14 protein-coding genes are annotated in these 12,133 nt (G+C 65.3%); 11 read left to right on the top strand and 3 right to left on the bottom strand.

Annotated features, from left to right (window positions below):
* Positions 1–21: 21 nt before the first annotated feature.
* From cobS to DJ029_RS06845, 8 genes are all read left to right on the top strand, one after another.
* Positions 22–780 (top strand): adenosylcobinamide-GDP ribazoletransferase, encoded by a 759-nt coding sequence (gene cobS / locus DJ029_RS06810; RefSeq protein ID WP_112321603.1) that lies wholly within the window; start codon positions 22–24, stop codon positions 778–780.
* Positions 771–1,301 carry a histidine phosphatase family protein gene (locus DJ029_RS06815; RefSeq protein WP_112321604.1) on the top strand — a complete coding sequence of 177 codons (531 nt, stop codon included), beginning with the start codon at positions 771–773 and terminating at the stop codon, positions 1,299–1,301. The genes cobS and DJ029_RS06815 overlap by 10 nt, the downstream gene beginning before the upstream one ends.
* A 114-nt stretch (positions 1,302–1,415) precedes the next feature.
* Positions 1,416–2,027 (top strand): ParA family partition ATPase, encoded by a 612-nt coding sequence (gene parA, locus DJ029_RS06820; RefSeq protein WP_157966287.1) that lies wholly within the window; start codon positions 1,416–1,418, stop codon positions 2,025–2,027.
* A gap of 264 nt (positions 2,028–2,291) precedes the next feature.
* A complete protein-coding gene (locus DJ029_RS06825; RefSeq protein WP_112321606.1) occupies positions 2,292–2,891 on the top strand; it encodes a hypothetical protein in 600 nt (199 codons plus the stop codon).
* Positions 2,892–2,948: 57 nt separating this feature from the next.
* The gene (locus tag DJ029_RS06830) at positions 2,949–3,644 is read left to right on the top strand and encodes a CoA transferase subunit A (protein WP_112321607.1); all 696 of its coding nucleotides are present in this window, start codon (positions 2,949–2,951) and stop codon (positions 3,642–3,644) included.
* Positions 3,641–4,720, top strand: coding sequence for a GSCFA domain-containing protein (locus tag DJ029_RS06835; RefSeq protein WP_112321608.1), 1,080 nt, complete (start codon positions 3,641–3,643; stop codon positions 4,718–4,720). The genes DJ029_RS06830 and DJ029_RS06835 overlap by 4 nt, the downstream gene beginning before the upstream one ends.
* Entirely contained in the window at positions 4,717–5,529 is an 813-nt protein-coding gene (locus DJ029_RS06840; RefSeq protein WP_112321609.1) for a hypothetical protein, read from the top strand. The genes DJ029_RS06835 and DJ029_RS06840 overlap by 4 nt, the downstream gene beginning before the upstream one ends.
* Before the next feature lie 16 nt (positions 5,530–5,545).
* The gene (locus DJ029_RS06845; protein WP_112322000.1) at positions 5,546–6,169 is read left to right on the top strand and encodes a CoA transferase subunit B; all 624 of its coding nucleotides are present in this window, start codon (positions 5,546–5,548) and stop codon (positions 6,167–6,169) included.
* Positions 6,170–6,193: 24 nt separating this feature from the next.
* Here DJ029_RS06845 and DJ029_RS06850 read toward each other — a convergent pair whose 3' ends face one another.
* Positions 6,194–6,415 (bottom strand): hypothetical protein, encoded by a 222-nt coding sequence (locus tag DJ029_RS06850; RefSeq protein WP_157966288.1) that lies wholly within the window; start codon positions 6,413–6,415, stop codon positions 6,194–6,196.
* A 78-nt stretch (positions 6,416–6,493) separates the two neighbouring features.
* Here DJ029_RS06850 and DJ029_RS06855 point away from each other — a divergent pair, with 78 nt between their 5' ends.
* From DJ029_RS06855 to DJ029_RS06865, 3 genes are read left to right on the top strand one after another with little or no spacing between them, the layout of a single operon-like run.
* Entirely contained in the window at positions 6,494–7,486 is a 993-nt protein-coding gene (locus tag DJ029_RS06855) for a lysylphosphatidylglycerol synthase transmembrane domain-containing protein (protein ID WP_112321611.1), read from the top strand.
* Positions 7,470–8,786: an FAD-binding oxidoreductase gene (locus DJ029_RS06860; protein ID WP_112321612.1), complete on the top strand. Its 1,317-nt coding sequence runs from the start codon at positions 7,470–7,472 to the stop codon at positions 8,784–8,786. The genes DJ029_RS06855 and DJ029_RS06860 overlap by 17 nt, the downstream gene beginning before the upstream one ends.
* On the top strand, positions 8,783–9,520 hold the full coding sequence (locus tag DJ029_RS06865; protein ID WP_112321613.1) for an SDR family NAD(P)-dependent oxidoreductase: 738 nt from the start codon (positions 8,783–8,785) through the stop codon (positions 9,518–9,520). Before DJ029_RS06860 ends, DJ029_RS06865 begins: the two co-directional genes overlap by 4 nt.
* A 4-nt stretch (positions 9,521–9,524) precedes the next feature.
* Here the strand turns inward: DJ029_RS06865 and DJ029_RS06870 are convergent, their stop codons facing one another.
* Together DJ029_RS06870 and DJ029_RS06875 are read right to left on the bottom strand one after the other, a co-directional pair.
* Positions 9,525–10,952, bottom strand: a complete 1,428-nt coding sequence (locus DJ029_RS06870; RefSeq protein ID WP_112321614.1) for a UbiA family prenyltransferase — start codon at positions 10,950–10,952, stop codon at positions 9,525–9,527.
* A complete protein-coding gene (locus DJ029_RS06875; RefSeq protein WP_232822998.1) occupies positions 10,949–11,803 on the bottom strand; it encodes a lytic transglycosylase domain-containing protein in 855 nt (284 codons plus the stop codon). The genes DJ029_RS06870 and DJ029_RS06875 overlap by 4 nt, the downstream gene beginning before the upstream one ends.
* Between the last annotated feature and the right edge of the window lie 330 nt (positions 11,804–12,133).

Raw genomic sequence — 12,133 nt, forward strand, 5'->3', positions numbered from 1 at the left:
ACGGACAAGGGTGCGACAGGGATGACCGGGCTGCAACGCGAAATCGAACGGCTGGGACTCGCGCTGGTGTTCCTGACCCGCCTGCCCCTGCGTGGCCCCGATCCCTGGCCCGAGGACGGTCTGGCGCGGGCGGCGCGGTATTTCCCGCTGGTCGGCGCGCTGGTCGGGCTGATCGCCGGGCTGGTCTGGCTGGGCGCGCTCGGCCTTGGCCTGCCCCCGCTGCCCGCCGCCGCGCTGGCGCTTTGCGCGCAGCTTCTGCTGACCGGCGCCCTGCACGAGGATGGCCTTGCCGACTGTGCCGACGGGCTCGGCGGCGGCGCGACCCGTGAGCGCGCGTTGGAGATCATGCGCGACAGCCGCATCGGCACCTATGGCGCGCTGGCCCTTGGCATGTCGCTGATCCTGCGCATTGCCGCCCTGGCCAGCCTTGGCGGCGCGCCGGGTCTTGCGGCGCTGATCCTGGCGCATACGGTCGCGCGCACGGCCATCGTGAGCGCCCTTGTCAGCATGGACTACGCACGGGAGACCGGCCTGGCCAGCGGGGCGCGCGGCACCAGCGGGGCCGAGGCGGGCATCGCGCTGATCCTCGCCCTGCTCGCCGCCCTTGTCCTTGGCGGCGCATGGGGGCTGGCGGCACTATTGGCGGGGCTTGGCGCGATGCTGATCGCGCGCCAGCGCCTGAACGCGCGCCTTGGCGGCTATACCGGGGACGGGCTGGGCCTGATCGCGCAACTGGCCGAGATCACGGTGCTGCTGGTGCTGTGCGCCGCATGGGCCTGACGCTGATCCGCCACCCGCGCGTCGTCGCGCCGGGCCTGTGCTACGGCCGCCACGATCCGCCGCTCGCGCCGGGCTGGGGCGCGGATGTGCGCCGGCTCGCCCATGAGCTGGACCTCGGGCCGGCGCGCCCGCCCGCCATCGTCAGCTCACCCGCAGAGCGGGCCCTGACGCTGGCAGAAGGGCTGGCCGACGCGCTCACCCTGCCGCTGAGCACGGACCCGCGCCTGCAGGAACTGGACTTCGGCGCGTGGGAGGGGCGGTGCTGGCAGGATATCCCGCGCACGGAAAGCGACCCCTGGGCGGAAGACCCGGAAACCCTCGCCCCGCCGGGCGGGGAAAGCTTCAATGCGCTGAAACAAAGGGTCGCCGCCGCGCTGGCCGATGCCGAGGGCGCAGTCGTCGTCACCCACGCCGGGCCGATCCGCGCCGCCTGGATCCTGAGCGGCGCGGAGACCTTCGCCACCGCCTTCGCGCGCAGCGTGCCCTACACCACCGCCCTGCCCTGCGGCGACCTGCGCTGATCTGGCGTATTGCGGCGCGGCAATTTTTATGTTGCAGTGCATCAATTCGATTGGTGTGGGAAAGCTCCCGCTCAGCGAAGGGCCATGTGGCATCACCATGCCGGAGGACCATCCATGATTATCGTATTCGCACAACAAAAGGGCGGCGCGGGCAAGACGACCGTGCTGGCGCACCTGGCCCATGCCTGGGCCAACGGGCGCAAATCGGTCGCGCTGGTCGACCTGGACCCGCAACGTTCGCTGTCGTCCTGGGCCGGGCACCAGCGCGACCATGACTACACGGTCATCGAAAGCGCCGGCTGGCGCGCCGGGTCCGACATCAAGGACATGGCACGCAAGCACCAGGTGACGCTGGTCGACTGCCCCGGCAATGCCTCCAACCTGCTGGAGGCCGCGGTGCGGGAAAGCGACCTGGTGCTGGTGCCCTGCCAGCCCTCGGTGCTGGACGCCTGGGCCTCCGCCCCGGTGCTGGAAATGGCGAGGCGGGAAAAGACGCCGGCGCGGATCGTGCTGAACCGGGTGCCCCCGCGTGGGACGGCGGTCGATATGATCCGCGAGGTTCTGAAAGAGCAGGACGCCGAGATCCTGAACACCACGCTGGGCAACCGCGTCGCCTTTTCGAACGGTTTCGCGGCCGCCACGACGGCGCTGGGGCTGGCGCGATCTTCCCCCGCAACCCGAGAGGTCATGGCCCTTATGAAGGAAGTCGAGAAGCTGCTGAAGTAACCTAGCTAGGCCCCGCCGCCGGGACACAGCGAGCCACGCCCTTGAACGCGCCGCGCCGGGCGCGACCGGCAAATTTTTTTGTGGCCGACAGTGAAGATTATCGCTGCGCCGTGCCGCGTCCGGGGCCGACACTGCGCCACAGACACATAATGAACCAAATTCACAGCCACTTAATAACAATTCACAAGGCTCATACCTATTTCGCCATCAAGACGCCCATTAGAAATTCTAAAAAATTCAATCAATTCACGGAAGCAAAGACACATGGATATCTTTTGCCTTCACCTTCACTCCATCAACATCGCCCCCTTTGAAGCGGCGGCGCCCCGGGGCGCACGGCTGACGCATTTCCTGCGCTCCGACATCCGGCTGCGCGCCCAGATGGGACTGCACGACACCGCCGTGGCGGAGATTTCGGAGAACCTCGCGCGGCTCGGACGGACCGCGGATCGCGCGCTTCTGACGTGCTCAAGCTATTCCTCGCTTGTCTGCACGCCGGGCCAGGTCAGCGCTGACGGGATGATCGCCGCCAGCCTGGCGCGGGACGACAGCCCGCTGGAGATCCTCTACGCCATTCCGGCGGCCGAGCCGAACCTGCGCGCGGTCTATGCCCCGGTCTGCGCCGTGGCCGACGTCACCTTCACGCTGGTCCCGCATCTTCACGCGACGACGAAACGGGACGATGCCGCCGCGCAGGCCGCGCTGATCGACGCGCAAATTGCCGACAGCAGGGCCGAACGCATTCTCATCCTCCAAGCCCCGCTGCTGGAACGCACCCCGAGCGACCCGCGCGCGATATGGGGCCCGAGCCTTGCCCTGCAAGCGCTGGCAACCACCCCGGAGGCCCAAAACGCAAGGGCTTGACCCTTCCGGTCTGGCGTCCGATTAACGCGGGGGCAAGGACATTCGGGAAGGAACACCATGCAGAAGGTTTTCGACACCGCCGCCGAAGCGCTCGACGGCGTATTGCACGACGGGATGCTCATCGCGGCCGGAGGATTCGGCTTATGCGGCATCCCCGAGCTTCTGATCGCCGCCATTCGCGACCACGGGGTCAAGGATCTGACCGTCGCCTCGAACAACGCGGGCGTTGACGATTTCGGCCTTGGCCTCTTGTTGCAGACGCGCCAGGTGAAGAAGATGATGTCCTCCTACGTTGGGGAGAACGCTGAGTTCATGCGCCAGTACCTTTCGGGCGAGCTTGAGCTGGAATTCAACCCCCAGGGCACCCTGGCCGAGCGGATGCGCGCGGGCGGCGCGGGCATTCCCGGCTTCTACACCAAGACCGGTGTCGGCACAGTCATCGCCGACGGCAAGGAGCACAAGGACTTCAACGGCGAGACCTACATCATGGAGGAAGGCATCTTCGCCGACCTCGCCATCGTGAAGGCCTGGAAAGCGGACGAGACCGGCAACCTGGTCTTCCGCAAGACGGCGCGCAACTTCAACGTGCCCGCCGCGACCTGCGGCAAGATCTGCGTCGCCGAAGTGGAGGAGATCGTCCCCACAGGCTCGCTCGACCCGGACAAGATCCACCTGCCCGGCATCTACGTGCACCGCCTGATCCAGGGCACTCACGAGAAACGTATCGAACAGCGCACCGTGAGAGCGAGATGAACACCTCCAGCCCTTACAAAGACTTGCCTGAGCGGGCGTACTGGAAAACGGCAGTCGCCGAACGCAGTCCACTTGATCCCGGCGATCTTTACGATCCCAAGTTCGGATTGGACAAGAACGCCAGAATTACTACAGCTGGCTCCTGCTTCGCTCAACACGTAGGCCGCGCGCTGAGAAACGCCAGGTTTCGCGTAATGGACACGGAACCTGCGCCCAAAGGGGTAAGCGATACAGTCGCACAGAAATTTGGGTATGGCATGTATTCCGCCCGCTATGGAAACATCTATACGGTCCGGCAGTTAAATCAGCTTCTGGGTGAATGCCTTGGCAACGTAACTCCGGCAGAACCCGTCTGGGAACACAACGGCAGGTATTTCGATGCCCAGCGTCCAAGTGTCGAACCGACAGGGTTTGAAACCAGAGAAGACGTGATCCGGCATCGCTCGTCCCATCTGACGCACGCCTTGAGAGCGTTCCAAGGCTGCGATGTTTTCGTCTTCACCTTCGGGCTGACCGAAGCCTGGGTCCACGAAGAAACCGGAACGGTCTACCCGACGGCCCCCGGAACAATGGCCGGTAGATACGATCCGGCGCGGTTCTCGTTCCGGAACTACAAGCACTCGGAAATCTTGGATGACTTCGTGTCATTTCGGGAAACATTGAAGAAAATCAGCGACAAGAATCCAAAATTCATAATCACGACCTCACCGGTACCGCTCACTGCGACCGCATCCGGCGCACATGTGGAGGTTGCGAACAGCCACTCGAAAGCGGTCCTTCGGGCGGTATGCGGTGAACTGTACCATGAGTTTGATGACGTAGATTACTTTCCATCCTATGAAATTATTACGTCCCTCAATTCGCGGGGGGCCTACTTCGAGTCAAACAAGCGATCCGTGTCCCAAGAAGGCGTCGAAAAGGCAATGTCGCTTTTCCTGAAGGCGCATGGTGCCACCCGCAATATGTCGGAGCTAAAGACGCGCCCGGTAGACCTGCGGAAACGAAGAAGGGCACGTTCAAATCGCGAAGACGACATCGTTTGCGAAGAAGTTCTTTTGGAGTCCTTTGCGAAATGATCAGGGTTGTGCTTCTGGGGACATCCCATCTCGGGGCGATCAAACAAGGCTGGGACGCCATTTCTTTACGCACCGAAGGGATTACCATCGAGTTTTTTGGCGCTCCCCGCCAAGAGTTTTTCCAGTTCCAGCTGGATAGAGACCTCATACTGCGCGCACCGGATCGCGTCGGGAAGGCAACGCTTAAGATCCTCGAAGGGCTCGGCCAATCCACTGAGATCGATCTGTCGTCTGCGGATGTTGTCGTGGTCGCCGGGTACATAACAGAAGCTGAGTTGGTCGAGCAGTTCTTCCGCCACCATAACGTTGACGGTTTCCCAAAGTCCGGAAAAAAGCCGCCAATGTCCCGCGCGGCATTTGAGGCCTTCCTGGAGGACACCGTCGACCGGGCGATGCCGCCGCCCCTTTGGCATGGTTGGAAAAATCAGCGGCTTATACTCCTCGGCGGACCAAGACGAGCTTATCGCGACTTCGACGGCGAGGCGTTCGAGCATACGAAGCCCCTGCCACCCGAGACCGCGCCGAAAGCTTACGATAAGCTAGCGACGCTGGTAAAGGCGAAGCTCGAAAAACTCGGAATAGAACACTTACCGCAACCGGTTTCGACCATCGCCGCGCACGGCTATACTCATCCGAAGTTCAACCTTCGCTCAGGGGGATTGAGGCAATCCATCGCGATGGACCCCAGGAAGACGAACAACTCCGGCGACAGGCGACATATGAACGCGGATTACGGGGTGGAGGTCTGGCGTTCATTGCTGGAACATCTGGGACTGCCAGCTCCCGAAATCGACATGGAACCCAACTGAATAGAAGGAAATGATGATGCCCTGGGATCGCAACCAGATGGCCGCACGGGCGGCAGAAGAACTCGAAGACGGCATGTATGTGAACCTCGGCATCGGGATCCCGACGCTGGTGGCCAACTACGTGGGCGACAAGGACATCACCCTTCAGTCGGAAAACGGCATGCTCGGCATGGGCCCCTTCCCTTACGAGGGCGAGGAAGACCCCGACCTGATCAACGCCGGCAAGCAGACCATCACCGAGCTGAACCGCACTGCCTATTTCGACTCCGCGCAAAGCTTCGCGATGATCCGCGGCGGCAAGATCGCGGCGGCGATCCTGGGCGCGATGGAAGTGGCCGAGAATGGCGATCTTGCGAACTGGATGATCCCGGGCAAGCTGGTCAAGGGGATGGGCGGCGCCATGGACTTGGTCGCAGGCGTTGGCCGCGTGATCGTGATCATGGACCACACCAACAAGCACGGCGATTCCAAGATCCTGAGGGAATGCACCCTGCCCCTGACCGGCAAGGGCGTGGTGGACCGCATCATCACCAACCTCGGCGTCTTTGATGTGGTCGAGGGCGGTCTGAAGATCGTCGAAACGGCGCCGGGCGTCAGCGAGGATGACATCCGCGCCGCGACCGAGGCGACGCTGGTCTGATCCGGCACCTCCCGGCGGGCGGAGTTAATCATCCGCCGGGGTGTCATCATGGATATTCCGAATGCCGCCGCCTAGCACGGCGGCATTCGCGCGTTTGGGGGCCAGGATGAAGACCCTGCCAAGCGGCCGTGCACGCCTGTTCTTCGACAGTGATCGGCAGGTGTTTCCTGTGCGGATCGCCTCGGCACCGTCCTGCACCCCTGCGGCAAAAGCGAAACGATGGCCGGGCTTGCGGGCCTGTGCCATTGTGTTGCCACAGCGGCCGGGCCATCCTTGCGGCCCCGCATCCGCCCCGCCCTTATCCGCCCCGGCAAGGACCACCCGATGAGCGCCCGCCCCCCCATCGCCAGACCGCTTATGCAGCGCCGCGACCTGTGGCTGACCGCTGCGCTGCTAGGCCTGATGCTGTTCGGGCTGGCCGGTGTCGCCGCCGCCACCGGCTGGGAGGAAACCTGGGCCCACATCCGCGCCCTGCGCCCCTGGCAGATCGCGGCCCTGCTGGCGCTGGCGGCAGTGAACTACCTGTGCCGGGCGATCCGCTGGCACCTTTACGCGCGGGTCCTGGCGATCCCCCTCAGCGCGGTGCAGACGATCCGCCACTACCTTGGCGGTTTCGCCATGACGGTCACGCCGGGGCGGTTGGGCGAGTTCATCCGCCTGCGCTGGATCTGGCTGGAAAGCGGCGCGCCGGTCGAACGCTCGGCCCCCCTAGTGCTGATGGACCGCGCGGCGGACCTGGCGGCGATCGGGCTGCTCGTCGCGATCAGCGTCGCGTTTTCGACCATCGGCCCGGCGGCGGGGCTGCCGGTCGCGGCGCTGTCGATCCTGGTTGCAATCATGGTCACCCGCGCGCGGCTTCTTGCCGCCATGCTCGAGGGACTCTGGCGTATCGTCGGCCGCTGGCCCCGGCTGTTCGCCCGGGCACGGCGTGCCGCGCGCGCCATCGCGCCCTTTTCGGAATGGCGGGTGGTCTTGCCCGCGCTCGCCCTTGGCGGCATCGGCTGGGCGGCGGAAGGCGTTTCCTTCTGGCTTCTGCTCACCTGGATGGACGCGCCCCTGCCGCTGTGGACGGCCATCGGCATCTTCCTGATCGCCACCATCACCGGTGGTGCCACCGGCGCGCCCGGCGGCCTTGGCGGGGCCGAGGCGGTGATGGTCGGACTGCTGTCGCTGCAGGGCATCCCGCTCAGCGTCTCGATCCCCGCCACAGCTGTCATCCGCTTGACAACGCTCTGGTTTGCCATAGCCATCGGGGTGCTCGTCTTTCCCATCGCCGCCCGCAAGGCTTCAAGAGGTGCCCATGCAACTCAATCGTGACCGTTACACCGGCTGGGGCCGGGTCCTGAGCGCCGCCGGGGGCCGCGCCCGCCCCGAAAAGGCCCGGATGCTGGACGGCGCACCGCTTGGCCCGGCCATGGGGCAGCGCCGCGCCTACGGCGATGCGGCACTGAAATCGGCGGGTCCGGCCCTCGACATGACCCGGCTCGACCGGATGCTCGCCTTCGATCCCGACACCGGCGTGCTGGAGGCGGAGGCAGGCGTGAAGCTGAGCGACATCCTGACCGCCTTCGCGCCAAAAGGCTGGCGGCCCGCGGTGCTGCCCGGCACGGGATTCGCCACGCTGGGCGGGGCGATCGCCGCCGATGTCCACGGCAAGAACCATCACGAGGCGGGCACCTTCGGCGCACAGGTCCTGTCGATTCGCCTGATCGGCTCGGACGGCACCGCGCGCGATGTCAGCGAAACGACCGAGCCCGAGGTGTTCCGCGCCACGCTCGGCGGGATGGGCCTGACCGGTGTCATCCTCAGCGCGAAGATCCGGCTTGCGCCCTGTCCGTCGGGCTTCGTGGACGTGGACGAATGGCGCATCGGCTCGCTCGCCGCGTATCTGGAGGCGTTCGAGGCCAGCGACGCCCCGTTCTCCGTCGGCTGGATCGACGCCACGGCGAAAGGCCCCGCCCTTGGACGCGGCGTGTTCGAAGAGGCGCGCGTCTCCAACCGTGCGCCCGCCTTCGCGCCGGTGGCGAAATCCCGCAACATCCCGATCACCCCGCCGGGCTTCGTGCTTTCCGGGCCGGTCGTTCGCGCCTTCAACGCCGCCTATTTCCGCCGCATCCCTTCTGCCGGGCAGCGCAGGACGCGCCCGCTTGCGTCCTTCTTCCACCCGCTGGACGGGTTGACCAACTGGAACCGGCTCTACGGCAAGAAGGGCTTTCACCAGTTTCAATGCGTGCTGCCCCCCGACAGCGCGGCGATGACCATCGATACGATGCTGCGCCGGATCGCCGATTCGGGCCTCGCCGCGCCGCTGGCGGTGCTGAAGAAGATGGGCGCCGGGCGCTCTGGCCCGATGTCCTTCCCGATGGCGGGGTACACGCTGGCCGTGGACTTCCCGAATCGCGGCGGGGCGGAAGCGCTGATCAATACGCTGATCGACCAGACGGTGGAGGCAGGCGGCAGGATCTACCTGGCCAAGGATTCGCTGGCGACGCCGGCGCAGATCGACGCGATGTATCCCGAGCTGCCTGACTTCCGCGCGCTGGTGCGGAGGCTCGACCCCGAGGGCCTGTTTGAAACCGACCTTTCCGCGCGGCTGAACCTCAGGGGGGCATCATGAGCGAGACCTGGATCATCCTGGGCGCAAGCTCCGCCATGGCGCGGGCGCTGGCGCGCAGTCTTGCCGCGGACGGCCATGAGCTGCTGCTGTGCGGGCGCGACGCCGACGACCTGGCGCGCGACGCGGCCGACCTGCGCCTGCGCGGCGCGGCCCTGGCCGAGGTCATGGCCTTCGACACCCGCGATCCCGACAGTTTCGCCCCCATAATCGCGCGGGCGGAAGCTGCGGGCGGCGTCGTGAACGTCGCCGTCTTCGCCGGCTCCATGCCCCCGCAAGAGGCGGTCGAATCGGACCCTGCCCTGCTCGATGGCGTGGTCACCGACAATTTCGCCGCCGCCGCGCGTTTCCTGTTGCATATCGCCCCGTTGATGGAATCCCGCGGCGCGGGCAGTGTTGTCGGCGTCGGCTCGGTCGCCGGGGACAGGGGGCGGATCGGGAACTACGTCTACGGCGCGGCGAAGGCGGGTTTTCACACCTTCCTGTCGGGCCACCGCAACAGGATGGCGCGAAAGGGCGTACACGTGATGACGGTGAAACCCGGCTTCGTGGACACTGCCATGACCTGGGGGCTTGAGGGTATGTTCCTTGTCGCCAGCCCGTCGGACGTGGCGCGCGACATCCGCAAGGGCCTGCGAAAGAAGCGCAACGTGATCTACACGCCGATCTTCTGGACCCTGATCATGCTGATCATCCGGATGATCCCCGAGCGGATCTTCAAGAAGCTTCAGATCTGAGCGCTCAGACCGCCACGAGGGCCAGCAACGCGATCGACAGCGCGACCAGCGACACGCCGATCTTGTCGGTGATGGCGAAGATGATCGGATCGTAGTCCTGCTGCCCGGTCCAACCGGTGTAGAGCATCCGCGTCAGCCAAAGCGCGACCAGCGCCGCAACCGCCCAGAGCGTCACCTGGCTGTCGTAAAGCACCGCCGCCGTTTCGCTGAAGGAATACGCTACGAAAACGGCCACCGCCCCATGCGCCGCAAGGATGCCGACGTTCAACAGGTCGTCCCGGTCCTCCACCCGGTAGCGCCGCCCTGGCAGGAAGCCCGTGGTCGTCGCCCGGCTAAGCTCGGTCAGGCGTTTCACGCAGCCCAGCGACAGGAACACCGGGAAGATGAAGCCGAACAACCAGCCCGAGGCCACGACCCCCGCCGCCACCGCCCCCGCGACGACGCGAAGCGTATAAAGCGCCGCCAGCATCGCCACGTCGACCCAGCGCACGCGCTTGAGGTGCATCGAATAGGACAGTGTGCAGACCAGGTAGATCACCAGCACCACGAACATCCAGAATCCGATCATCGCCCCCAGCGCCAGGCCGAACAGCCCGAGCAGCAGGCTGGCCAGCATCCCGGTTCGAATCGGCACCGCTCCGCTGGCGAAGGGGCGGAACTGCTTCTTCTCATGCTGGCGATCCGCGTCGAGGTCGGTCAGGTCGTTCACGATATAGATCGACGAGGCGAGCGCGGAGAAGGCGACGATCCCGAGCAGGACCGGGATCAGCGCCGCGGCGTCGAATCGATGGGCCGCCACAAGCGGCAACAGCAACAACAGGTTCTTCAGCCACTGGTGGGGGCGCATCGCCTGCAGCAAGGCCCGGCGCTTCCAGGGGCCGCCGACGGGCTCGGCCGCGATTCCCCGCGCGGAAAGCTTCTTCAGGAACCCCGGCTCGGCCCCCGCCGCATAACATGTCCTCGCCTCGTGCCAGACGGCGATATCGGCGGCGCTGTCCCCTATATAGTCGTATCCGTCCAGCTCCGCCGTCTGTTCGCGCAGGTAATCGGCCTTGCGGGTCGAGGTCAGGTTACGCTCGGAATCGGACCCGGCGGCGAAGGCGAAGGGCCCATGCTCGCGCGCGACGCGCTGAACCAGCACATCCGTCGAGCCCGAAACCAGCCAAACCGGCCGGCTTTCGGCGCGCGCCGCGTCGATCGCCTTGCCCACGTCCGGGTCCAGCGGCAGACGTTCGATATCGGGGGCGGCAATCTCGGCCAGCGCCTGCTTCAGCGCCGCGCGCCGCGTGATCAGCCGCACCGAGGTCAGCACGGTGCGCACCGGCGCGACGCCCATGCCGCGCCAGAAACACTCCATGAGCAGATCGCTTCTGATGAAGGTCCCGTCGAGATCAACGACCAGCGGGCGCATCTGCACAGGGCGTTCGCTCATCTTTGCGCGGTCCGGACCCCGGTGAAAAGACAGCTGTCCGTCGCGCGCGACGGCGGGTTCAGGCACAACAGGCGGGCTTGGCTCCAGGCGGCGACCACCTTGGGCACATAGGCGCGGGTTTCGGCGTAGTTGGGCACACCGCTGTTCTTGCGGACCGCCCCCTCGCCGGCATTGTACCCCGCCAGCGCGAGAAGCGGGTCGCCCCCGAATTCATTCAGCAGGAATTCGAGATACTCAACGCCGCCACGGATGCTCTGATCCGGATCGGTGCGGTCGGTCACGCCAAAGCGCTTTGCCGTGGCGGGCATCAGCTGCATCAGGCCGACCGCGCCCGCATGGCTTTTCGCCTTGGGCTTGCCCGCACTTTCCACCGACATGACCGCAAGCACCAGCGCGGGCGACACCCGACGCCCCGCCGTGGCCTTCAGAATGCTTGCCCCATACTTCTCGGCCATGGTGTTCAGGCGTGACAGGCGCGGAATACCGGCAGCCGTGGCGCCGCTGTTGCGCGAGATGACCCCGACGCTGGTAAGCAGCCGGTCCGGATCCGCCGCGGTGATGGAGGGGGACAGTTCCGACCAGAACCACCCCGTCTCACCGGTTTGCGGCGAAAGCGGCGGCCCGATCCGCTTGACCACCGCCGGCGCGGGCGGCACCTCGGGTATATAGGCAAGCACGCGTTCGACGGGGGCGACAGGTTCCACTTGGATATTGATCAGGTTGCGCCCGCCCGAGGCATTGGGTTTGACGCGCTTGAAAGGGGTGTCACGCTCGGCCGCCTCGGAAAGCGCGAGCTTTGGCGCACCCAGGGCCATCAAGGCCACGGCAATGGGGATAATCAGCCTGCTCACACACCCATCCTCAATTCTGCTCTGAAGTCCCGTCGGCCTTCAGCTTTTGTTAATTAGCGCCACGATATCAAAGTCCCGAGTTGAATTTACCAGCGATCTGTCCGCGGCCCCATCTCGTGTCAAATAGGACACATTGAGGGCACGCGAGCGCTGATTCTGTGGGAGGATGTAGGAAAGCCTTGCGATTCCTGTGCGGTAAGCGTTTGGAATGTCACGCGCAATTCTGAGGACGGCGAAATTTCACGCAATATGTGAGGTACGTCATTTTTCTGCCCGAATTGAATTGTGTATTGGCATTGTTCGCTGAGTACCCGCGCTTTGTTGGTCAGT

It is taken from the genome of Oceanibium sediminis (assembly GCF_003265325.1).
Taxonomy (GTDB): domain Bacteria; phylum Pseudomonadota; class Alphaproteobacteria; order Rhodobacterales; family Rhodobacteraceae; genus Halovulum; species Halovulum sediminis.